This window comes from Pseudooceanicola sediminis, assembly GCF_003575965.1.
Taxonomy (GTDB): Bacteria; Pseudomonadota; Alphaproteobacteria; order Rhodobacterales; family Rhodobacteraceae; genus Pseudooceanicola; species Pseudooceanicola sediminis.
In genome coordinates, this window is the sequence record NZ_QWJJ01000001.1 from 228,033 (window position 1) to 251,101 (window position 23,069).

Sequence of the window (23,069 nt, forward strand, 5' to 3'; positions counted from 1 at the left end):
AGAAAAAAAGGCTTAGCGAGAATGGCTTCCGACAGACAGAATCTCCAGGATGCATTCCTGAATCATGTCCGCAAGACCAAGGTCCCGGTCACCATCTTCCTGATCAACGGCGTCAAGCTGCAGGGCGTGATCACCTGGTTCGACAATTTCTGCGTGCTGCTGCGCCGTGACGGCCAGGCACAGCTGGTTTACAAACACGCGATTTCCACGATCATGCCGTCGCAGCCGATCTCTCTCTATGAAGGCGAAGACACCAATTGATCCCACATGAGGCAGCGTCGACGCGCGCCTTCGTGATCCACCCCGACATGCGGCGCGATGACACGCGCCATGCTCCGATATATGCACTGGGCGAGGCCACAAGCCTCGCCCACGCATTGCCGGGGCTCGAAGTCGTTGGCTCCGAAGTCGTCCGTCTGGCCACACCACAACCCAAGACCCTGTTCGGCTCCGGCAAGGTAGACGAGCTCAAGGCCCTGTTCGCCGCCACCGAGGCCGAACTGGTGCTGATCGACGGCCCCGTCAGCCCGAAACAGCAACGCAACCTGGAAAAGGCCTGGGACGTCAAGATCCTCGACCGGACAGGCCTGATCCTCGAGATTTTCTCGGATCGCGCCCGCACGCGCGAAGGTGTGCTCCAGGTCGAAATGGCGGCCCTGTCCTATCAGCGCACGCGCCTGGTGCGCGCCTGGACCCACCTTGAACGGCAACGTGGCGGGCTCGGTTTCGTCGGTGGCCCCGGCGAAACCCAGATCGAGGCCGACCGCCGCGCCATCGACGAACAGCTCACCAGCCTGAAACGGCAGCTGGAAAAGGTCGTGCGCACCCGCGAATTGCATCGCGCCGGCCGTGCCAAGGTCCCCTTCCCGATCGTCGCATTGGTGGGCTATACCAACGCGGGCAAATCGACGCTGTTCAACCGTCTGACCGGCGCCGACGTGCTCGCCAAGGACATGCTCTTCGCGACGCTGGACCCGACCATGCGCCGGGTCAAGCTCGATACCGGGGCCGAGGTGATCCTGTCCGATACGGTGGGCTTCATCTCCAACCTGCCGACACAGCTCGTCGCCTCTTTCCGCGCCACGCTCGAAGAGGTGCTCGAGGCCGATCTCATCCTGCACGTCCGCGACATCTCTCATCCCGAAACGGAAGAACAGAAGGCGGATGTGGAGGATATCCTGTCGGACCTGGGAATGCCCGATACCATCCCGGTCCTGGAGGTCTGGAACAAGATCGATCTTCTGGGCGAGGAAAAGGCCCAGGCCCTCGCCCTGCGCGCCGAACGCGAAGATGGCATTCTCGCGATCTCCTCGCTCACCGGCGCCGGCCTGCCGCGCCTGCTCGAATCGGTCACGACCACGCTGGCCTCGGAACGCCATGAAACCACGCTCTCGCTTGCGTTCAGCGCCGGGCGCGAACGCGCCTGGCTGTTTCGGGAAGGTGTCGTACAGGCCGAACGCCAGACGGAGGACGGGATCGAGTTCGACGTGCTCTGGACAGCACGCCAATCTGCCCGTTTTCGCGATCTCTGACCGTTTCCCTGTGTAAAATATCCCCGCCGGAGGCCTGGACCGGCGCAGCCGGGCCAGTTCGGCAAACCCTCGGCACATGGCGCTCCGCGCCATCGCTTCGCGGAGGATATTTGAAACAGGGAAACAATCCGCGGCAGCTTATCGCCCGGCGGTCTCGGCCTTTTTCTGCCATCGCCCGGATTCCTCGGACCAGTAGACGGCGGCGCACCCTGCGCCGGTGAGCGATTTCCATTGGATCCGTGCATGGGCGACGGCTTGCTCGTCCGAGCCATCAAACAGGATGCAGCTGCGCTTTGACGATTCGACTTCGGCGACGTCCAGCGGGGCGCCGTCGATGCTCATCAGGCAATCGGGCGCGTTTGACGCCGCTCCGAGCGTCAACAGGATAGGTTGCAATTCAGGGTGGGGATCCTTGTCCTGGCCATGGGGCAGGAAATCGTCGTCCCGTCCCAGCCAGAGCTTCTGGTCCAGCCAGTCCAGTCGCTCTGCCTCCTGGCCACGCACCGCCACGCGCCAGCCGGCGCCGAGGGCGCGCGGCAGCAGGTTTTGCAGCGCCCCGTCCACGGAAGAATGCGTCAGGTGGTAGAAGTAGACCTCGCCCATCATGCGCTCCCGTCGCTGGTCATCCCTCGAACCCGTCTTTCACCAGGCGGTTCAGCGCCATGACGCCCCAACCGGTCGCCCCCGCGGGCGCCGTCGCCGTTTCCCCCTTGAGCGAAGCCACACCCGCGATGTCCAGATGGATCCAAGGGGTCTCGTCGCGCACGAAGCGCCTGAGGTATTGCGCCGCCACGATGGCCCCGCCGGGCCGCCCGCCGACGTTTTTCATATCGGCGATCCGGCTTTTCAGCGCGTCGTCGTAGCCCTGGCCCATCGGCAATCTCCAGGCGCCTTCTCCCTCGGCGGTGGCGGCCTTGAGAAACGCGTTGCACAGCGGATCGGAGTTCGAAAAGACACCGGCATTTTCGTGTCCCAGGGCCACGATGCAGGCCCCCGTCAGCGTTGCGAGGTCGATCATCGCCTTGGGATGGAAACGCTCCTGCGCGTACCACATCACGTCGCACAAGACGAGGCGACCCTCGGCGTCGGTGTTGATCACCTCGACCGTGTCGCCCTTCATCGTCGTCACCACGTCACCGGGGCGCACCGCGCTGCCCGAGGGCATGTTCTCGACGATACCGACAAGGCCGACCACGTTTGCCGCTGCCTTGCGCAGGGCCAGGGCCTTCATCGTGCCCGCGACGGTGCCTGCACCGCCCATGTCCATCGTCATGTCCTCCATCCCGGCGGCGCCTTTCAGCGATATGCCGCCGGTGTCGAACACCACGCCCTTGCCTACCAGCGCCAGCGGCGCATCGTCCCCTGTGCCACCGCGCCACTGCATGACCACGACGCTGGACGGGCTGTCCGACCCCTGCCCGACCGCGAGCAGCGCGCCCATCCCGAGGTCGCGCAGGCGATCTTCGGACAGCACCTCGATCTCGATCCCCAGATGCGACAGCTCGGCAAGCTGGTCCGCAAAGCGGGTCGTGGTCAGCACGTTGGCCGGGGCGTTGATCAGATCCCGGGTAAAGAACACTCCGGATGCAATCGCTTGCAGGGCTGCCACGTCGACGTCGGGCCTGGCGCACATCACCTGCACCGGGCCATTGGGCGTGGCCTTTTCGGTCTTTTGCGCGTCATAGGCGTAGGCGCGCAGCATCATCCCCAGGGCCAGCTCCCCCGGCAGGTTGAGATTGCCCGCCAGCACCAACATGCCGTCTGCGCCGAGCAGCTTGGCCAGTTTGCCACCGGTCTTGCGCAGCAGTGCCGTTTCGGCCCGTCGCGGCAGCAGCACGACATCCAGTGCCTCGGCGGCCAGACCTTGCGGCCAGGCCAGCGTGATCACCTCTCCGGCCTTCTTGTCGGCAAAACCCGCGGCCTCGGTCAGCCGGGTCAGCGCGCCCCGCGTCAGCTTGTTGACACGTCGCGCCACCACCGACAGCCCGCCGTCGGGATCAAGCACGACGGCGATCCGGCCCTTTTGTGCGGCAATGGCATCCAGGTCGGTTTCGGCAAAGGTCAGGGCCAGCGGATCGGTCACATCGTCACTCCTCGGATATATCTGCGGCGCGGGCGTGTCGGGCCCGAAGCGGCCCGGCCTGCGCTGTTTGAGCGGGAGGCTACCGCCTTGGCCCCGCATTGACCAGATTGCAGTTTTCCCCCCTCCCCAAACCCGCTAGAGTGAGCTGCACCGCCTGCCGGGGTGCATGGCAGGCCCGATACGGGCCGGAAACGAAATAACTGCACTCGGGGGATATGCGTGCCGCGATTCGACAGATACCTGCTGTCGCAACTGATGACGCTGTTCGCCTTTTTCGCGCTCGTCCTGGTTGCGATCTACTGGATCAACAGCGCCGTGCGCCTGTTCGATCAGCTGATATCTGAAAATCAGTCCAGCTGGGTCTTTCTGGAATATACCGCGCTGACACTGCCCAACGTGATCCGCAACACCCTGCCGATGTCGGTGTTTGCCGCGGCCGTCTACGTGACCAACCGCCTGTCGGGTGACAGCGAACTGGTGGTCATGCAGGCCACCGGGTTCTCGCCCTGGCGCCTGGCCCGTCCGGCCCTGATCTTCGGGCTGATCACAGCCGTGCTGATGACCGTCATGACCAATTTCCTGGTGCCGGCCAGCCAGCAGCAGATCCAGCGCCGCAACCACGAGATTTCGCAGAACGTCACCGCCCGCCTGCTGAGCGAGGGCAGCTTTCTGCACCCCTCGGCCGGTGTGACCTTCTATATCCGCGAGATCGACGAGGATGGCACCCTGCGCGACGTGTTCCTGTCGGACCGCCGCACTCCGGGCGAGCCGCAGACCTATACCGCCGCGCGCGCCTATATCATCAACGCCAATGACGACCCCGAAGGCGTGCCGGAGCCGAAGATGGTCATGGTCGACGGGCTGGCCCAGGATTTTCATGCCGAGACGGGCAAGCTCTTCACCACCCATTTCCAGGATTTCTCCTATGATATCGCGGGCCTGGTCAATGCCTCGGATTACCTCGGGATTTCGCTGCGCACCGCGCCGACCTGGCAGATGATGACCCGGCCCCAACAGGTCGCGGACCTGACCGGCGACCAGATCGGCCGCATCGTGCAGGAGGCCCATGGCCGCGTCACCCAGGCACTGGTCTGCATCGTTGCCGCCCTGATCGGCTTTGCCGCGTTGCAGATCGGCGGTTTCAGCCGTTTCGGCGTGTGGAAGCAGATCGTCTTTGCGATCCTGCTGCTGGTCATCGTGAAATTTGCCGAGGGCGTGGTCACCGGCCCGGTGCGCAAGGATGCCACGCTCTGGCCCATCCTGTACCTGCCGGTGCTGCTGGGGCTGGCCATATCCTGCCTGCTGTTGTGGTGGGCCGCCCGGCCGCGGCGCCCCCGCGGCCAGGCGCAAATGACCGGGTCGCCCGCATGATCCTGCACCTGTACTTTGCCCGCCGGTTCCTGCGCGTCTTCTTCGGCATCTTCGCGGTGTTCTTCCTGTTGACGGGCATGATCGACCTGGTCGAACAGATGCGCAAGCTGGCCAATGTCGACGTCAGCCTCGGTCGCGTGCTGGAGCTGGTGTTGCTGAACATTCCCAAGGGGTTGTACGACATCCTTCCGCTGATCATGATCCTGGCCACGCTGACGCTTTTCCTGACCTTGGGGCGCACATCCGAACTGGTCGTGGTGCGGGCGGCGGGGCGCTCGGCGCTGCATACGCTGGTGTCGCCGCTGATCGTCGCCTTCCTGATCGGCGTGTTGACCGTGGCGGTGCTGAACCCGATCGTCGCCAGCACCAGCACCCGCTATACCGACCTCTACGAACAGTACCGCAGCGGTGGCGCCGATACGCTGTCGCTCTCGGCCGAGGGGCTGTGGCTGCGCCAGGGCGGCACCGATGGGCAGACCGTGATCCGCGCCGCGCGGGCCAACCCGCAGGCGACGGAGCTCTACGACGTCACGATGCTCACCTATGCGCCGCAATCCCCCGATGGTGCGGGCGGTGGCCCCGTCCGCCGCATCGAAGCCGCCAAGGCGCAACTGATCCGGGGCGCCTGGGCGCTGGAAAAGGTCAAGGTGTGGCCGCTGGAAAACGGCGTCAATTCCGAGGCAGGCGCGCAGCAGATGAGCACCTACGAACTGCCCTCGGCCCTGACCGAGGAACGCATTCGCGACAGTTTCGGCGAACCCTCCGCCATCGCGATCTGGGATCTGCCCGCCTATATCGCCCAGCTTGAACAGGCCGGGTTCTCGGCCCGCCGCCATTCCGTCTGGTTCCAGATGGAGCTTGCCCGCCCGCTGTTCCTTGTTGCAATGGTGCTGATCGCCTCGGCCTTCACCATGCGCCCCGCCCGCTTCGGCAAGACGGGCGAGGCCGTCACCGCAACGATCCTGCTTGGATTCACGCTTTATTACATCCGCAACTTCGCGCAGGTGCTGGGAGAGAACGGTCAGATTCCCGTGCTCCTGGCCGCATGGGCCCCGCCGGTGGCGTCCGTCCTGCTTGCAATTGGTATCCTGTTACAGATGGAGGACGGCTGATGCCGACCCCCCGCCCCACGTCCCCCGCTCATGTTCCCGCCCTGCGCACGGCCCTGCGCACGGCCCGGCCGCGCCGCGGCCTGCGTCGGCTGGCCTGCGCTACGGCCCTCGGCGCGGCGCTGCTGTCCGGCACCGCCATTGTGCCCCTGACGGTACAGGCCCAGACCGCCGGCCAGACGGCCGATCAGAGCGAGACCGCCAATGACGCCGTGCTGATCGCCGACCGCGTCTTTCTGGACGGACGAGAACGTATCATTGCCGAGGGCAACGTGGAGGTCCTGCAAGGCACCTCGCGCCTGCGCGCCAGCCGCGTCGTCTACGATCAGGACACCGACCACCTGACCCTCGAAGGCCCGATCACCCTGACCGAGGAATCCGCCACCCCCGACGGCCCCGTCAACACGATCGTCCTCGCGGATTCTGGGGAACTGGACCGCGACATGCGCAACGGACTGTTGAACGGCGCGCGCATGATGCTGGACCAGCAGGTGCAGATCGCCGCCACGCAACTGTCGCGGGTCGAGGGGCGCTATTCCCAGCTCTACAAGACCACCGTCTCCTCCTGTCACGTCTGCCAGGATGGCAAGTCTCCGCTCTGGCAGATCCGCGCCAGCCGTGTCGTGCACGATACCGTCGAACGTCAGCTCTACTTCGACAATGCCATCATCGAGGTGCTGGGCCTACCGGTGTTCTACCTGCCGCACCTGCGCCTGCCCGACCCCTCGCAACGGCGCGCGACCGGCTTTCTGCTGCCCTCGATCAAGCGCAATTCGCTGCTCGAAACCGGGCTGAAACTGCCCTATTTCATCAGCATCGACGACCAGCGCGACCTGACACTGACGCCCTATGTGTCGTCCAAGACAAAGACGCTGGAATACCGCTATCGCCAGGCCTTTTCCAATGGGGCCCTCTCCATCAACGGGGCGCTGTCCAAGGATACGCTCAGCCCGGGGCCGATGCGCGGCTATCTCGAGGCCGCGGGCAAGTTCTACCTGCCGCGCGATTTCGAACTCAAGTTCAACATCGAGGCCGTTGGCGACGATTCCTATCTCACCGACTACGACTATTCCGACAAGGACCGCCTTGATAGCGAGGTGGCGATCCAGCGGGCCAGTCGTGACGAATGGATTCACACGGCGCTGACCTTCTACCACTCCATGCGCACGACCGAGGACAACGCCACCATCCCGTCGATCATCGGGGATGCAGATTATGAAAAAAGGTTGTTTCCCACCTCTCTGGGCGGCGAGGTTCGCCTTGGTTTCGATCTGCACGGGCATTTCCGATCCTCCGATCAGGACTTTGACGGCACCGACGCGGACACGATCACCGACGGGCGTGACGTCACGCGGCTGACCACGACCGCCGACTGGCTGCGCACCTGGACCCTGCCGATGGGGGTACGCGCCGAGGTTCTGGGCGGCATCGCCATCGACAGCTTCCGCACCAGCCAGGACATATCCCTGCCCGAAAGCGAAACCGGCGTCACCCCGACCGGCGCCGTCACCCTGCGCTGGCCGCTGCAAAAGGTCGCCGCCTCGGGCGCCACGCATATCCTTGAACCCGTCGCCCAGATCGCCTGGTCGGGTGGTCATGCGCTGGATATCGCCAACGACGAATCCACGCGCCCCGAACTGGACGAAGGCAACCTGCTGGGCCTGACACGCTTTGCCGCCCCCGACCGGCGCGAACGCGGCTGGCGCGGCGCCTATGGCCTGCAATGGAGCCGCTTTACCCCCGCGGGATGGCAAAGCCAGCTGGTTCTGGGGCAGGTCGTGCAGGAACACCCCGATTCCGCGATGACCCGCTCCTCCGGCCTGCAAGAGACGTTCTCGGATTTTCTGATCGGCGGCCAGGTCAAGACGCCCGGCGGCCTGTCGATCACCGCGCGCGGCCTGTTCGACACCGAATTGCAGGCAAACAAGGCCGAAGGGCGCGCCTCGTGGTCCTTTGCCAAGGCCTCGATCGGCGCGTCCTATATCTGGCTGGGTCCCGATACGGTGGAAAAACGCCCCGACGTCCTGTCGGAATGGGCGCTCGGCGGGGCCTACCAGGTCACCCCGAACTGGGGCGCATCGGCGAATATCCGCTATGATGTCGCCGCGGATTCCCCCGCGTCGGCGGGCCTCGGGATCACCTATGTAAACGAATGCGTCGACGTCGCATTCTCGCTCAGCCGCAGTTTTGCCTCCTCCACCGTGGTCACACCGTCCACCGCCTTCGCCTTCACCATCGGCCTGCGCGGCTTTTCCGCCGGGACTGCCGGCGGTCCGGTGCAGGGCCAGTGCAGGAACTGATTGAGACCGGGCCGCAAAACGATATAGAAAGGCCGCGAAACACAGCTTCGGCCATCCTGCGAACCGGCCACGACGCCCCCCGCATCGCGGGCACGCCGGCCAAGGGACATGACCGCAAGACCCACAGGCAAAAGACCCACAGACACACCGCCGACACTGGCCCCAGGGGGCGCGTCCAGACCCCACAGCCCGCGTCGCCCGGCACCCCGCCGACCGACAGGCAAGATCGAAGACAGGCAGAGATGACAATGACACACCGCCCGATTATCCGCCCTGCGCACTCCACCGGCCGCCAATGGCTGCATGGCATGACCACGGCGCTGCTTGTCGGCCTGACCGCGCTGACCGCCACCACCGGGCCCGCCGCCGCGCAAAGCTTTGCGCCGGTGATCCGCGTCAACGACAAGGTCATCACCCAGTACGAAATCGACCAGCGCATCCGCCTGCTGCAACTGTTGAACGCCCCCGGTGATCCGCGCAGCCTGGCCCGCGATCAGCTGATCGAGGACCGCCTGAAACTTGGTGCCACCGAACAGTTCGGGGTCAAGCCGGACGAAACCGCGATCACCGACGGCATCGCGGAATTTGCCGGGCGTGCCAACATGGAACCCGATGCGTTTATCGCCGCGTTGGCAAGCGACGGCGTGTCCCGCCAGACCTTCCGCGATTTCATTACCGCCGGCGTCGCCTGGCGGACCCTGATCCGGGGGCGCTTCGGCTCCAAGGTCGAGATTTCCGAACAGGACGTCGACCGCGCCATTGCCAGCCAGGGCAGCGTCGGGGGCGTGCGCGTGCTGATCTCCGAAATTTTCATCCCCACCGGCCAGAACCCCGCCCAGGCCGAGGCGCTGGCCAATCAGCTCAGCCAGATCCGCTCGATCTCCGAGTTTTCCGCCGCCGCCTCGAAATATTCGGCCGCCTCGACCCGCCAGAACGGCGGTCGCGTCGACTGGATGAACATCACCAGCCTGCCGCCCGCGCTGCAATCGGTCCTGCTGGGCCTGTCGACCGGCCAGGTCACCCAACCCCTGCCCGTCGATGGCGCGCTGGCGCTGTTCCAGCTGCGCGGGATGCAGGAAACCGCCGCGCCAAAGGTCACCTACTCGGCCATCGACTATGCCATCTACCACATCGACGGCGGCCGCACCGCCGAGGCGCTTGGCCGCGCAAAGGCGATCACCGATCAGATCGACACCTGCGACGATCTCTACGGCACCGCAAAGGGTCAGCCGCCGCAGGTGCTGACGCGCGAAACCAGGGCGCCCGGTGAAATCCCGCAGGACGTCGCGATGGAACTGGCCAAGCTGGACGAAAACGAAGCGTCGACCAACCTGACCGCAAACAACGGTCAAACGCTGGAACTGCTGATGCTGTGCGGGCGCACCCCCGCCAATGCCCCGGCAACCGAGAACGGCGAGGTCAACCGCGCCCAGATCGTCACCCAGTTGCAAAACCGCCGCCTCGCCTCCTACGCCGATGGCTACCTTGCCCAGTTGCGCGCCGAAGCGCGCATCGTCGAATAACCGATGGCCACCATCGACGGCCTGCCGCCGCTGCGCGACGTGATCAACACGCATGGTCTGTCCGCCCGCAAATCGCTGGGTCAGAACTTTCTGCTCGACCTCAACCTGACGGCCAAGATCGCGCGCCAGGCGGGCGATCTGTCAGGCTGCGACGTGCTTGAGGTCGGCCCCGGCCCCGGTGGCCTGACGCGCGGGTTGCTGGCCGAAGGCGCGCGCCGTGTTCTTGCCATCGAAAAGGATCGCCGCTGCCTGCCCGCGCTGGCCGAAATCGCCGATCACTATCCCGGCCGCCTTCAGGTGATCGAAGGTGATGCGCTGGAAATCGACCCTCTTGCCTATCTGACGCCGCCGATCCGCATTGCCTCGAACCTGCCCTACAACGTCGGCACCGAACTTCTGGTGCGCTGGCTGACACCGCCCGAATGGCCGCCCTTCTGGGACAGCCTGACCCTGATGTTCCAGCGCGAGGTGGCGGAACGTATCGTCGCCACCCCCGGGTCCAAGGCCTACGGGCGCCTGGCACTGCTGGTCTCGTGGCGGGCCGAGGCGCGCATTGCCATCTCGCTCCCCCCCGAGGCATTCACCCCGCCGCCCAAGGTCTCCTCTGCCGTGGTTCATCTGACCGCGCTGCCCGAACCCCGCTATCCCGCCGATCCCAAGGTGCTGGAACGCGTGGTCGCCCGTGCCTTCAACCAGCGTCGCAAGATGCTGCGCGCGGCGCTCAAGGGGTTGGTCCCGGATCTGGAGGACCGGCTGCTCGCCTCTGGCATCCAGCCGACCGACCGGGCCGAAACCGTCGGGCTGGAACAGTTCTGCGCCCTGGCCCGCAACATCAAGGCCAGCTGAGCCGCCCTCGCGCGGCCCCGTGCCCGTCCTCCCTGCCCGACGCCGCGTCTTGCGCGGCTTGCCACCGGCGTCACGTCACGGTCCCCCCCGGGCCCTGCTCCGCAGCCGGCCCTCTCTCTCTCGCAGGCAAAACAAAAGGCGGCCCCCTCAGAGGGACCGCCTTTTGCGTAAATCCAGCCTGCGCCGCGTTTATTCGGCGGCAGTCTTGTTTCCGTCGGTCGCATCGGTCGCGCCGGTGCCCTGATCCTCGGACGAGGCAGGCTCCTGCGCCGCCGGCTCCGCGGCTTTCTTGGCCCGCGGGGCGCGTTTGCGCGGTGCGGGTTTTTCGCTGTTTTCGGGCGTTTCGACCAACATCGACTCGCTCTCTTCCGAGGTGTCGATCACATCGTCCTGCACGGTATTGCGGGCGCGTGTCCGACGCGGTGTCTTTGCAGGTGCGGCACCCTCGCCGGCAGGCTTGCGATTGGCGCGCGACCGGTTCGGCTTGTCCGAAGCAGAGGCCGCACCGCCGTCGGGCGCGTCCACCGCACGATCCTGCTGCGCGTCCTGCTGGGTGTTGCCATCCTGACGATTGCCGTCGCCGCGGTTGTCATGACGGCCATTGCCGTCGCCCCGGCTGTCACGGCCCTGCTGGTCGCGCCCCTGGGTGTCCCGGCCCTGCTGGTCACGGCCCTGCTGGTCGCGCCCCTGAGACTCACGTCCCTGGCCCGCGTCGTCACCCTGCTGGCCCGACGGACCGTTGCCGTTGTTGCCGTTATTCTGGCCCGAGTTGTTCTGGCCCGAGCTATTTTGGCCCGAGTTACCTTGGCCCGAATGACCATTGCCGTCGCGGTCCTGGCGGTGGTTGCCATTCCCGTTCCCATTCCCGTTCCCGTTCCCGTTACCATTTTGACGGTCGCGGTCGTTGTTCTGGCGCTGACGGTTGTCCTGGTCCTGCTGCTGGTCGCGGCGCTGCTGGTCCTGCTCGCGCTGCGCCTCTGCCAGCATCCGCAGATAGTGCTCCGCGTGCTGCTGGAAATTCTCGGTTGCAACACGGTCACCGGACAGCTGCGCATCGCGCGCCAGCTGGTTGTACTTGTCGATGATTTGCTGCGGCGTGCCGCGCACCTTGCCCTCCGGCCCCGACGAATCGAAGACGCGGTTGGTGATATTGCCGACGGACCGGCTGCGGGACTTGCTCCGCGAGCGTGATTTAGAAGATCTCATAAGGTCTGCTGTCCAGCCTTGTTCTCTTAAGCTGCCTATTCGCCCCTGCGGCGCCTCATTGCGTCGTAAGCGGGGGTGTCGGCTCTTGTCTGGCTTGGTATCCGAGGGGAGCGCTAAACGACGAGCTTCCGCGTCCCGGATACATTGGACTAACCATGCCAACGTGCGAAAGACAAGAGGTAAGTGACAGTTTTAAGCAGATTACCGGCATTTCCCGAAGATTCTTTCGGATATCCATGTCCGACTCTCACTTCGGCGGCGCGGCACCCCACCGGGCACTGACAACCCTGTCCTTGCCATTGATATCGGGGTGCAGGCGCACGTCTTCAAGGTCCGCGCCGGCCAGAATGGCACAGACATCGGCGCCCTGCCGCCAGCCGATCTCGACCAGCAGCCGCCCACCGGGCCGCAGATGCGCCCCCGCGCCCGCCGCGATCACGTGATAAGGTGCCAGACCATCGCCCCCGGGCGTCAGCGCCAGGCGTGGCTCATGCAGCACCTCGGGCGACAGCTGGGCCATCTCCGCCTCCGAGATATAGGGGGGATTCGACACGATCAGGTCGAACTGCCCCGCCACCGCGCCGTACCAGTCCGACACCAGGAACCGGGCCCGCCGATCGAGGCCAAGGGCGGCGGCATTTTCTGCGGCGACCGCCAGTGCGGCGTCGGACACATCCACCCCAACCCCGGTTGCATCGGCGCATTCCGCAAGCAATGTCAGCAGGATACAACCCGATCCTGATCCAAGGTCCAGCACGTCGCGAAACCCCTCACGTACCGCCAGTTCAATCAGGGTCTCGGTTTCGGGGCGCGGGTCCAGCACCGCGGCGCTGACGTGAAAGCTGCGGCCATAGAACAGACGCGTCCCCGTGATGTGGGACAGCGGTTCGCTCGCGGCACGGCGCGCAACGGCGGCGGCAAGGGCCGCATCCGCCGTCGGCTCCAGCTGCTGCGGCATATCGACCACCAGCCGCTCGGGGGCGATGCCCAGCACATGCGCCAGCAGGCGCCGCGCATCACGCATCGCATCGTCGATCCCGGCGGCGCGCAACTGCGCCGCCGCGTCGCGCAGGGCCACCCCCGTCGGCTTCATCCCCGTCGGCGTCACCCCGTCGCCTCGGCCAGCAGCATCGCCTGATGATCCGCGATCAGCGCATCGATCACCTCGTCCAGATCGCCCTGCATGACCTGATCCAGCTTGTACAGCGTCAGGTTGATCCGATGGTCCGTCATCCGCCCCTGCGGGAAATTATACGTCCGGATCCGCTCTGAACGGTCGCCGCTGCCCACCTGCGCCTTGCGATCGGCTGACCGCGCGTCATCCGCCTTCTGCCGCTCCATGTCGAACAGGCGGTTGCGCAGGACCTGCATGGCAATCGCCCGGTTCTGGTGCTGGCTCTTTTCCGATGACGTCACGACAATGCCGCTGGGAACATGGGTGATCCGCACCGCCGAATCGGTGGTGTTGACGTGCTGCCCGCCCGCGCCCGACGCCCGCATGGTATCGATGCGGATATCGTTCGGGTCGATCTTGATGTCGACCTCCTCGGCCTCGGGCAGCACCGCCACCGTCGCCGCCGAGGTATGGATGCGCCCGCCACTCTCGGTGCTGGGCACCCGCTGAACGCGGTGCACGCCGCTCTCGAACTTCAACCGGGCAAAGACGTTGCTGCCCCGGATCGCCGCCGTCAGCTCCTTGATGCCGCCCAGCTCGGTCATCTGCTGCTCGACGATATCGAAGGTCCAGCCGCGCGCCTCGCAGTAACGTTGGTACATGCGCAGCAGGTCGCCCGCGAACAACGCCGCCTCATCCCCGCCCGTGCCGGGGCGAATCTCGATCATCGCCGGGCGCGAATCTGCGGCGTCACGCGGCAACAGCGCCAGTTGCACCTCGTGTTCCAGCGTGGGCAGGCGTGCGCGCAGCCCGCTGACCTCTTCCTCGGCCAGCGCCTTCATCTCCGGGTCCGACAGCATCGCCTCGGCCTCGCGCAGGTCCGCGATCAGCCCCTGATAGGCGCGCACGGCTTCGACCACCGGCTTCAGCTCGGCGTATTCCCGTGCCAGCGCGGCGAAATCCCCGCCGCCCGCCGACATCTTCGCTTCCAGATATTCATATCGGCCCGTGATGAGGGCTAGCCTGTCTTCCGAAATCATGGCGCGACCTGTCCATGATCGACGGGCTTTGGTCAAGGCCCCGCCCATGCTATACTGGTTCATGCGCCCGTTTCATGCCGTGCCCTGCCTGCCGTTTCTGGTGGCATTCGCCGCCGGTTCCGCCATGGCCGATACCGGCACCGCCCGAAAGCCGCAGGACTGCTATTGCACCGACAAGACCGGGGCCCGGATCGAACTGGGAGAGGTTCTGTGCATGGAGGTCGGGGGCCGCCTGTTCACCGCGCAGTGCCAGATGTCGCTCAACGTCCCGATGTGGAGAGAGCTGGCCGTGGGGTGCCTGACGTCGCGGGCCGCTCCTCCATCGCCGCCCAAATCGTCACCCACGTCCTCCCCCATGGCGGCCCCCTGGCCAGGTCACGCCTCTGCCCACCGGGTCATGCCCTCCCTGGTCGCAGATCTCACGACATCCCCAAATCTCACTGGGTCTCACTGACAAGGGCCTCGCGCCAGTGGTCTAGCCGCGCCGCGTTGACCCCGAAATCATCGGTGCCATAGCGCTGGCGCGCCCATATCAACAGCGTCTCTCCGTCCTGACGCGCCGTGGTGTAGTCGGGAAACCCCATCAGCCTGCTACGTGTCACCCAGGTCATCATGCCGCTCTCGACGCTGCCGGCCAGGGGGCGGGTGCGCGGCGTCGCCTGCGCGATGTCACGCAGTCTCGCCAACCCGTCGGCGCCGGTGTCGATCCGAACCATCTCGCCCCGGTGCCCCGCGTCTGGCATCCGGTGCCATGCCACGGCATCCGTCGGGGCCAACCGCACCCACAGCGCCAGTCCCACCACCGCAAGCCCAAGCGCGACCATCGCAATCCAAACGTATCGCATGGCGTTCCCCTTCAAAGGTCGTCCCATTCTGCCACGCCGCATCGCCACTCGCCAGCCATAGCGCGGGTCCCGCAAGGCAGGACGCCGCCAGGGGCGCCTTGGCTGGACCTTGGGCCGCTGCGCCGGTCGCCCCGTTAACCTTTACCTGCGGAGGCGCGACACCGGCGCAAAGTACCGTTCAGTTACCGCTCGGATACCGTTCAGATACCGACGTTGCGATTTCGCGATTTCCTCAGTTAACGTGCAGAATTCGCCAAAACAGCACCGCAGGCGCACCGACACGCCGTGCGGTCGCTTTTCCGGGCGTTAACCTGCCGCGTTCCGCCGGGTCCAGCACCACAACGCGATGATCTCCATCGCCACGTGTGCCCCGGCGATGGCTGTCGCGCCAGTGGTGTCGAACGGCGGAGAAACCTCAACGATATCGCCCCCTTGCAGGTTGACGCCAGCAATTCCGCGCAGGATCGCCGCGGCCTGCGCGCTCGACAACCCGCCCCAGACCGGTGTGCCGGTGCCGGGCGCAAAGGCCGGGTCCAGGCAATCAATGTCGAAACTCAGGTAACACGGCCTGTCCCCGACAATCTCGCGAATACGTTCGGCGGTCTTTTTTGCCCCGATTTCATGCACTTCCGGGGCGTCTATGATGTTCATTCCCCAGGCATTGTCGTTCACCGTCCGGATCCCCACCTGCACGCTGGTCGCCGGGTCGATCAGCCCCAGCTTGATCGCCTTGTAGAACATCGTGCCATGGTCGATCCGCCCCATGTCGTCATCTTGCCAGGTGTCGGAATGGGCATCGAAATGGATCAACGACATCGGCCCGAACTTCTCGGCGTAAGCCTTTAGAATCGGAAAGGAAATATAGTGATCGCCGCCCAGTGCGACACTGCCCGCGCCCTGTGTCAGGATGCCCCTGATATGCGCGGTCAGGGTGTCGGGAAACTCCGCGACCCGGGCATAATCAAAGGCCAGATCGCCGTAATCCGCGATGGCAAATTCCCCCAGCGGATCGAACCCCCAACCATAAGGCGGATCATAGGGTTGCAGGGTCGATGCCTCGCGGATCGCGCGCGGTCCGAGGCGCGTTCCCGGGCGATTGGTCACCGCCTGGTCGAAGGGAATCCCCGTCACCGCCAGGTCGAACCCGCCGAGGTCCTTGGTATAGCGGCGGCGCAGGAAACTGGTTGCGCCGCCAAAGGCATTCTCAAAGCTCGCGCCGCGTGAGCTGTCCCGTGTAAAAGCCTGATCGACTTGGTTTTTTGCATCTTCCAGCGCCATTGATCAGGCCTCCTCCGCCAAGCGTGAATGCTGCTCATACGGCAGCGCGGTTTCGACCAGCCGTGCGAAAAAGCTGGCCCCGATTGGCGCGATCCGGTCATTGAAATCATAGGTGGTCTGGTGCACAGCGGCCGTTTCCCCCTGTCCGATGAACAGAAAGGCACCCGGTCTGGCGTTCAGCATGAACGAGAAATCCTCGGCCCCCATCTCTCTTCCCTGATCCCACAGCACCATGTCCGGCCCCGAAATTTCCCGAGCAATATCAGCGGCAAAGGCAGCTTTCTCGGCGTTGTTGACCGTGGCGGGATACCATCGTTCATAGATCAGCTCCGCCTCGACGCCATAGGCAGCTGCCTGCCCCTTCACGATCTCGTGCAGGCGCCGCTCAACCATGTCTTGCACCTTCGGGTCATAGGTGCGGATGGTGCCGTTGACATAGGCGGTTTCGGGCACGACGTTTTCAGCGCTCCCCGTATGGATCTGGGTTATGGAAATAACCAGATCGTCCAAGGGGTTATGATTGCGCGTGATGATGTTCTGTATCGCCGTGACCATGCCGATCACCGCCGGTATCGGATCGCGGGTTTCCTGTGGTGTGGCGGCGTGCCCGCCGACCCCCTTGATGTGGATATGCAGCGTGTCGACCGCCGCCATGATCGGACCGGGCGTGGTCATGAACGCCCCCTCGGGCAGCCCCGGCGCATTGTGCAGCGCATAGACCTGGGCAATGTCGAAACGGTCCATGATACCTGCCTCGACCATCCGCCCGCCACCGCCGCCGTCTTCCTCTGCCGGTTGAAAGATCAGCGCCACGCGCCCGGAAAATTTTCGTGTCTCTGCAAGGTACTTGGCCGCCCCCAGCAACATCGAGGTATGGCCATCATGTCCGCAGGCGTGCATTCGCCCCGGCACATCTGACGCATAATCCGCCCCCGTTTCCTCCTGCATCGGCAGGGCGTCCATGTCGGCCCGCAGACCGATGGTGGGGCCGGTGCCCTGCCCGTTCACGATGGCGACGATGCCGGTCTTCGCGATTCCCTCGTGTATCTCGTCCACGCCGAATTCACGCAGGCGTGCCACCACGAAACGCGCGGTTTCGTGGCATTCGAACCCCAGTTCGGGATTGGCGTGGATGTGTTTGCGCCACCCCTCCATTTCAGAGGCCAGGCCTGCTATTCGGTTCACCACGGGCATCGGCTGGACTCCTTGTCATGCTGCCGTCAGGGTGCAGAAAAGCTGAAACCGAGAGGGGCTGCAATGCCTGAGACGCGCCAAGATCCGATCCATGACGTTCCCGCGGGCCTGCCGCGCCTGTTGCAGATCATGCGCCGGTTGCGCGATCCCGACACCGGCTGCCCTTGGGATATCGAACAGGATTTTGCCTCCATCGCGCCTTATACCATCGAAGAGGCCTACGAGGTCGCGGACGCCATTGAGCGCGATCAGATGGGAGAGTTGGAAGGCGAATTGGGCGATCTGTTGCTTCAGGTCGTTTTCCACGCGCAAATGGCGGAAGAGAAAGACATTTTCACATTCGACAGCGTTGCAGAACGGGTTGCGCAAAAGATGATCTCGCGGCATCCGCACATCTTTGCGGGCGAGAATCGTGACAAGAGTGCCGAACAGCAGACCGTTGACTGGGAACAGATCAAGGCGGCCGAGCGCGCGAACAGTCAGGACACGCGGGTGCTCGATGGTGTCGCCATGGGCCTTCCCGCATTGATGCGCGCGGTAAAGTTGCAAAATCGCGCGGCCCGCGTCGGCTTCGACTGGCCCGATGCCGCCAACGTGCTGGACAAGATTGCCGAGGAAACGGCCGAGCTGGTCGAGGCGCGCAACGAGTTGACACAGGCCGAGGTCGAGGAAGAATATGGCGACCTGTTGTTCGTCATGGCCAACCTGGGGCGTCACCTCGAACTGGACCCGGAACAGGCACTGCGCGATGCGAACGCAAAATTTACCCGCCGTTTCAATGCGGTGGAGGATGCTCTTGCAGCGCAGGGCAGAACGCCGCAGGAAAGCAACCTTGCCGAACTCGATGCGCTGTGGGATCAGGCAAAGATCCGCGAAAAAACCGCACGATAACCACCTGCCTTAAACTGACACCTCGGCAGCCTGCTGCCCCTCAAGCCGACAGGAAGACTGCGATGCCCGCCACCCGTTTCACACCCCTCCTTCTTGCCCCGCTCGCCCTGGGCGCGGCACCGGTGCTTGCCGATGACGTCAACCTCTACTCCTATCGCCAGCCCGAGCTGATTGCCCCCCTGGTCGAGGCCTTCACGAAGGAAACCGGGATCGACGTCAATGTCGCCTTCCTGGATCAGGGCATGGTCGAACGGTTGAAGGCGGAAGGCGCGCGGTCGCCCGCGGACCTGGTGCTGACGGTCGATATTGCGCGGCTCTCGGCCATCGTCGAGGCCGGTGTGACGCAACCGATCGAAAGCACTGTGCTGCGCGAAAAGGTCCCCGAGGCATTTCACGATCCGAAAGGTCATTGGTGGGGTCTGACCACGCGCGCGCGGATCGTCTATGCCAGCAAGGAGCGTGTCGCGGATGGCGAGGTCACGACCTACGAAGACCTCGCAAACCCCAAGTGGCAGGGCCGCATTTGCACCCGGTCCGGTACGCATCCCTACAACATCGCCCTGACGGCGGCCTACCTTTACCACCATGACGAGGCCGAGACGAAAGATTGGCTGACCGCGCTGAAATCCAACCTGGCACGCAAGCCGCAAGGCAACGATCGCGCGCAAGTCAAGGCGATCTGGGCGGGAGAGTGCGACATCGCCATCGGCAATACCTACTACCTCGGAGAGATGCTGGCAGATCCGACCGAGCGCGAATGGGCCGAAACCGTACGCCCGATCTTTCCGACCTTCAAAGACGGTGGGGCGCACGTGAACATCTCTGGGATCGCGATGACCAAAGCGGCACCGCATAAGGAAAACGCGCTCAAATTTGTTGAATTCCTGGTATCCCCCGAGGCGCAGCAGATCTATGCCAGCGCAAACTACGAATACCCCATCGTTCCGGGTGTAGAGCCTGCACCGCTGGTCAAAAGCTGGGGGGATTTCACGCCGGATGATGTCAACCTGATCGATCTGGCCAAGCTGCGTCCGGATGCGCTGCGCCTGATGGAAGAGGTCGATTTCGACGGTTGATCCAGGGGCGAGCATGCTGATCACGCGGGATTTCCGCCGGCCTCATCTCGCCCCATGGACATTGCCACGGGCGCACGCCACATTCGCCGCGATTTCGATACAGGAGTGCCCATGGCCCGCAAGATCATCATCGACACAGACCCCGGACAGGATGATGCCGTGGCCATCCTCCTTGCGCTCGCCAGCCCGGAAGAGATCGACGTCCTCGGGATCACTGCAGTCGCTGGCAACGTGCCACTGTCGCTGACCGAAAAGAATGCCCGGATCGTCTGTGAGCTGGCAGACCGCACGGACGTAAAGGTCTTTGCGGGATGTGACAAACCGATGGGTCGGGTTCTTGTCACCGCCGAACATGTGCATGGTCAGTCCGGGCTGAATGGCCCCGTCCTGCCTGATCCCGAAATGCCGCTACAGGACCAGCACGGCGTCGACTTCATCATCGACACACTGCGCAGCGAACCTGCGGGCACGGTCACGCTGTGTCCTCTGGGGCCACTGACCAATATCGCGACTGCCTTTGAACGGGCGCCGGATATCGTGGAAAAGGTGCAGGAAATCGTGCTGATGGGTGGCGCGTATTTTGAGGTGGGCAATATAACGCCGGCGGCCGAGTTCAACATTTATGTCGATCCGCAGGCTGCTGAAATCGTGTTCAAATCCGGCGTCCCCATCGTTGTGATGCCGCTCGACGTGACGCACAAGGTGCTGGTCACACGTGCGCGCAGTACCCCCTTTCGTGAATTGGGCACAAAGGTCGGCATCGCCGTCGCCGAGATGACTGATTTTTTCGAGCGTTTCGATGCCGAGAAATATGGCACAGATGGCGCCCCGTTGCATGATCCCTGCGTGACCGCCTATCTGATCAAGCCCGAGCTGTTTTCTGGTCGCCATATCAACGTCGAGATCGAAACCAAATCCGAACTGACGATGGGCATGACCGTGGCCGACTGGTGGGGGGTGACCGACCGCACCCCGAATGCGATGTTCATGGGCGACGTCGACGCGGATGGCTTTTTCGACCTGCTGACAGAGCGGCTTGCCCGTCTATGACCACCTCATTGCATTTGGCGAATGCGGCAGACCTGGAACGGCTCCTGCCGATGGTGCGTGCCTGTCACGAAGAACTGGGCTACGCCATGTTGACCCCCGAAGCGCTGAGCGAGTCCGTCTTGCCGTTGCTGGAAGGCGACCCGCATGGGGCGATTTACATCATCGGGCCGAACCGTGCGCCGATCGGTTACGCCGCGTTGTCCTTCGGGTGGTCGTTGGAGTTTGGTGGCCTGGATGGCAGCCTGCAACAAATCTGGATACGTCCGGGTGTGCGTGGCCGTGGGATCGGAACCGAAGTGCTGTCGTCGCTGCCGCGTGCCTTGGCGCAGGCTGGTTTGGCGGCGCTGCATCTCGAGGTCAAACGCGAAGATGAAAAGACGCGCCGCCTCTACCATCTCAGCGGGTTCCGCGCGCGCGACAACTACATGCTGATGTCCCGGCGCTTTTGAAGCGGCGTGCCAGAGCTATGGAAAGTCGCCCCATGGCGCCTTAGATTGGTACCCATGAAACCCAGCATCCCATTCGACAATTCCTACGCCGCGCTGCCCGAAGGCTTCTTTGCGCGCATGCAGCCGCGTACGGCCTCCAACCCGCGTCTGCTGGCCTTCAACGCTCCGCTCGCGCAGGATCTGGGGATTGCGCCGACCAGCGATTTGGCCAGCCTGGCCGAGACGTTTTCGGGCAATGCCCTGCCCGAGGGCGCCGATCCGCTGGCGCAGGCCTACGCGGGCCATCAATTCGGCGGCTTTTCCCCGCAACTGGGCGATGGACGTGCCCTCTTGATCGGCGAAGTGGTTGATCGGCACGGCAAGCGGCGCGATCTGCAATTGAAGGGATCGGGGCGGACGCCGTTTTCGCGCGGCGGCGACGGCCTGGCGGCCATGGGGCCGGTGCTGCGGGAATACCTGATCTCCGAAGCGATGTTTACACTCGGTGTACCGACGACCCGCTCCCTGGCGGCTGTTGCAACGGGCGATGATGTCCTGCGGGAAACGCCCCTGCCCGGCGCAGTTCTGACGCGTGTGGCTGCCTCGCACCTGCGCGTCGGTTCCTTCGAATTCTTTGCCGCCCGTCGCGACGCCGCGCGCACGTCTCAATTGCTGGGTTTTGCGACAGAGCGGCACTATCCCCAAGTCAGCACACCGCTGGAGTTTCTCAAGGCCGTCATCGCCGCGCAGGCACAGCTGGTCGCGCATTGGATGTCCATCGGTTTCATCCACGGCGTGATGAACACGGACAACACGACGATTTCCGGTGAAACGATCGACTATGGCCCCTGCGCCTTCATGGATGGTTATCACCCGGCGACGGTCTACTCCTCGATCGACCGGCAAGGACGCTATGCCTACGACAACCAGCGTCACGTGCTTCCTTGGAACATGGCACAGCTGGCGTCATCACTGCTCTTGCTGGAGGAAGACACTGAGACTGCCGTTCAGGCATACACGCAGGCGGTACACGAAATGCCTGCCCTGATAGATGCCGCCTGGTTGCAGCGCTTTGGTGCCAAGCTGGGGATGGCAAACGCCACCGTGGACGACCGGCCACTGATAGACGAACTGCTTGCCCTGATGGCAAATCAGGGGGCAGATTTCACCAACACATTCCGCGCTCTTTCGTCCGGCGATGCTAAAGATGCCGAGGCATTGTTCGTGGAGCCTTCAGCCCTGCACGACTGGAGCCACCGCTGGCACAAGCGTATCGAACGCGAAGAGTCGCCGGATCTGCGGATGCGGGCCGTGAACCCGGCTGTCATTGCCCGAAATCACCGGGTCGAGCAGACCCTTGCCGCGGCAATGACGGGCGATATGCAGCCTTTCCAGGATTTGCAGCGCGTGCTGACCACGCCGTTCGACCTGTCCGATGACGATTCCGAATATGCCATCCCGCCGCGCCCCGACGAAGAAATCACCGCGACATTCTGCGGCACCTGACAGCGCCCCCTTGTGGACTAGCCGTTTCTATCGGGCCATTTCTTGAGACGGCGGAAAAAACGGGGATTGCGGTGTACGAAATCCGCGATCAGCCCCGTCAGACCGCCCTTTTCCTGCCCCCGAAGGTAACCGTATCCGACGGATGCGCCAAAGGCCGCACCAACGTGATCGACGATGATATCGCCCATGGTGTCGATCAAACCCGATTTCTGCATGTTCGTGCCAAGCAATTGGTCCATGGCAAACTCAAAAACCTCCCACGTGGCACCCATCGACACCCCGAAGCAGAAGGCGAAAAACGCAATGGCCAAGGGCGGTGCCGCGTACCTGTCGCCCTGGAACATGACAAAGACCAGAACAAAGCCGATCATGCCGAATCCCACGGCTGATCCTGCATGCATCACGACATCCCACCACCAGTATTTATTATAGAAATCAAAGACCTCGCCCAGAAACAGCGTGCCCCAGATAAAGGCGACGATGGCGGTCAGAAACCCCGGCGGCACGCGCACCTGCGCCCAGCGGGCCAGGTAGACCGGTGCTAGCGACAACGCCAACGTGGCGGCGGCGACAAACGCCAGCGCCCAACGACCCAGGACCAGCGATTCCGCTATCGAGAAAAGCAACGACAGCCAGATCAGCCGCGTCACGATTGTTTGTTCTCTGAACATCTTTGC

21 protein-coding genes and 1 pseudogene are annotated in these 23,069 nt (G+C 64.1%); 13 read left to right on the forward strand and 9 right to left on the reverse strand.

Translation table 11 applies throughout. The features are described 5' to 3' along the window. Nucleotides 1-21: 21 nt before the first annotated feature. Both hfq and hflX read left to right on the forward strand, forming a co-directional pair. The gene (gene hfq, locus DL237_RS01035; protein ID WP_119397154.1) at nt 22-261 is read left to right on the forward strand and encodes an RNA chaperone Hfq; all 240 of its coding nucleotides are present in this window, start codon (nt 22-24) and stop codon (nt 259-261) included. After that, nucleotides 261-1,532 carry a GTPase HflX gene (hflX, locus tag DL237_RS01040; RefSeq protein WP_407691892.1) on the forward strand — a complete coding sequence of 424 codons (1,272 nt, stop codon included), beginning with the start codon at nt 261-263 and terminating at the stop codon, nt 1,530-1,532. The genes hfq and hflX overlap by 1 nt, the downstream gene beginning before the upstream one ends. 138 nt (nt 1,533-1,670) lie before the next feature. Here the strand turns inward: hflX and DL237_RS01045 are convergent, their stop codons facing one another. Further along, nucleotides 1,671-2,135: a DNA polymerase III subunit chi gene (locus tag DL237_RS01045; protein ID WP_119397333.1), complete on the reverse strand. Its 465-nt coding sequence runs from the start codon at nt 2,133-2,135 to the stop codon at nt 1,671-1,673. A 19-nt stretch (nt 2,136-2,154) separates the two neighbouring features. Continuing rightward, nucleotides 2,155-3,615, reverse strand: coding sequence for a leucyl aminopeptidase (locus DL237_RS01050; RefSeq protein WP_233544818.1), 1,461 nt, complete (start codon nt 3,613-3,615; stop codon nt 2,155-2,157). Between the two features lie 219 nt (nt 3,616-3,834). Here DL237_RS01050 and lptF point away from each other — a divergent pair, with 219 nt between their 5' ends. The 5 genes from lptF to rsmA all read left to right on the forward strand — a co-directional run bounded on the left by lptF (nt 3,835) and on the right by rsmA (nt 10,764). Beyond that, on the forward strand, nt 3,835-4,986 hold the full coding sequence (lptF, locus tag DL237_RS01055; RefSeq protein ID WP_199671896.1) for an LPS export ABC transporter permease LptF: 1,152 nt from the start codon (nt 3,835-3,837) through the stop codon (nt 4,984-4,986). Next, entirely contained in the window at nt 4,983-6,098 is a 1,116-nt protein-coding gene (lptG, locus tag DL237_RS01060; RefSeq protein WP_119397157.1) for an LPS export ABC transporter permease LptG, read from the forward strand. Before lptF ends, lptG begins: the two co-directional genes overlap by 4 nt. Next, complete coding sequence (locus tag DL237_RS01065; RefSeq protein ID WP_119397158.1) at nt 6,098-8,395, forward strand: LPS-assembly protein LptD; 2,298 nt, start codon at nt 6,098-6,100, stop codon at nt 8,393-8,395. The genes lptG and DL237_RS01065 overlap by 1 nt, the downstream gene beginning before the upstream one ends. Nucleotides 8,396-8,637: 242 nt before the next feature. Further along, nucleotides 8,638-9,918 carry a peptidylprolyl isomerase gene (locus DL237_RS01070; protein WP_321185925.1) on the forward strand — a complete coding sequence of 427 codons (1,281 nt, stop codon included), beginning with the start codon at nt 8,638-8,640 and terminating at the stop codon, nt 9,916-9,918. A gap of 3 nt (nt 9,919-9,921) precedes the next feature. Further along, nucleotides 9,922-10,764 carry a 16S rRNA (adenine(1518)-N(6)/adenine(1519)-N(6))-dimethyltransferase RsmA gene (gene rsmA, locus DL237_RS01075; RefSeq protein WP_119397159.1) on the forward strand — a complete coding sequence of 281 codons (843 nt, stop codon included), beginning with the start codon at nt 9,922-9,924 and terminating at the stop codon, nt 10,762-10,764. Between the two features lie 828 nt (nt 10,765-11,592). On the opposite strand, the pseudogene DL237_RS21050 reads toward rsmA, so the two are convergent. The 3 genes and pseudogenes from DL237_RS21050 to prfA all read right to left on the reverse strand — a co-directional run. Then, nucleotides 11,593-11,970 (reverse strand): annotated as a pseudogene (locus DL237_RS21050) (DUF4167 domain-containing protein); the annotation flags it as partial. Between the two features lie 247 nt (nt 11,971-12,217). Beyond that, nucleotides 12,218-13,063: a peptide chain release factor N(5)-glutamine methyltransferase gene (prmC, locus tag DL237_RS01085; RefSeq protein WP_119397161.1), complete on the reverse strand. Its 846-nt coding sequence runs from the start codon at nt 13,061-13,063 to the stop codon at nt 12,218-12,220. Between the two features lie 11 nt (nt 13,064-13,074). Next, nucleotides 13,075-14,124 (reverse strand): peptide chain release factor 1, encoded by a 1,050-nt coding sequence (gene prfA / locus DL237_RS01090; protein ID WP_119397336.1) that lies wholly within the window; start codon nt 14,122-14,124, stop codon nt 13,075-13,077. A 46-nt stretch (nt 14,125-14,170) separates the two neighbouring features. Between prfA and DL237_RS21010 the strand changes: the two genes are divergently transcribed. After that, a complete protein-coding gene (locus DL237_RS21010) occupies nt 14,171-14,578 on the forward strand; it encodes a hypothetical protein (RefSeq protein ID WP_321185924.1) in 408 nt (135 codons plus the stop codon). On the opposite strand, the gene DL237_RS01100 is transcribed toward DL237_RS21010, so the two are convergent. From DL237_RS01100 to DL237_RS01110, 3 genes are all read right to left on the reverse strand, one after another. Then, complete coding sequence (locus DL237_RS01100; protein WP_119397162.1) at nt 14,562-14,969, reverse strand: DUF1499 domain-containing protein; 408 nt, start codon at nt 14,967-14,969, stop codon at nt 14,562-14,564. The genes DL237_RS21010 and DL237_RS01100 overlap by 17 nt on opposite strands. Nucleotides 14,970-15,275: 306 nt before the next feature. Further along, a complete protein-coding gene (gene speB / locus DL237_RS01105) occupies nt 15,276-16,247 on the reverse strand; it encodes an agmatinase (RefSeq protein WP_119397163.1) in 972 nt (323 codons plus the stop codon). A 3-nt stretch (nt 16,248-16,250) separates the two neighbouring features. Continuing rightward, a complete protein-coding gene (locus DL237_RS01110) occupies nt 16,251-17,441 on the reverse strand; it encodes a M20 aminoacylase family protein (RefSeq protein WP_119397164.1) in 1,191 nt (396 codons plus the stop codon). Between the two features lie 63 nt (nt 17,442-17,504). Here DL237_RS01110 and mazG point away from each other — a divergent pair, with 63 nt between their 5' ends. From mazG to DL237_RS01135, 5 genes are all read left to right on the forward strand, one after another. After that, nucleotides 17,505-18,332: a nucleoside triphosphate pyrophosphohydrolase gene (gene mazG / locus DL237_RS01115; protein ID WP_119397165.1), complete on the forward strand. Its 828-nt coding sequence runs from the start codon at nt 17,505-17,507 to the stop codon at nt 18,330-18,332. Nucleotides 18,333-18,394: 62 nt separating this feature from the next. Then, nucleotides 18,395-19,408 (forward strand): Fe(3+) ABC transporter substrate-binding protein, encoded by a 1,014-nt coding sequence (locus DL237_RS01120; RefSeq protein ID WP_119397166.1) that lies wholly within the window; start codon nt 18,395-18,397, stop codon nt 19,406-19,408. A gap of 111 nt (nt 19,409-19,519) precedes the next feature. After that, nucleotides 19,520-20,458, forward strand: coding sequence for a nucleoside hydrolase (locus DL237_RS01125; RefSeq protein WP_119397167.1), 939 nt, complete (start codon nt 19,520-19,522; stop codon nt 20,456-20,458). Next, nucleotides 20,455-20,907, forward strand: coding sequence for a GNAT family N-acetyltransferase (locus tag DL237_RS01130; RefSeq protein ID WP_119397168.1), 453 nt, complete (start codon nt 20,455-20,457; stop codon nt 20,905-20,907). The genes DL237_RS01125 and DL237_RS01130 overlap by 4 nt, the downstream gene beginning before the upstream one ends. A gap of 54 nt (nt 20,908-20,961) precedes the next feature. Further along, nucleotides 20,962-22,392, forward strand: a complete 1,431-nt coding sequence (locus DL237_RS01135) for a protein adenylyltransferase SelO (protein ID WP_119397169.1) — start codon at nt 20,962-20,964, stop codon at nt 22,390-22,392. Between the two features lie 17 nt (nt 22,393-22,409). On the opposite strand, the gene DL237_RS01140 is transcribed toward DL237_RS01135, so the two are convergent. Then, a complete protein-coding gene (locus tag DL237_RS01140) occupies nt 22,410-23,063 on the reverse strand; it encodes a hypothetical protein (RefSeq protein ID WP_119397170.1) in 654 nt (217 codons plus the stop codon). Nucleotides 23,064-23,069: the final 6 nt, after the last annotated feature.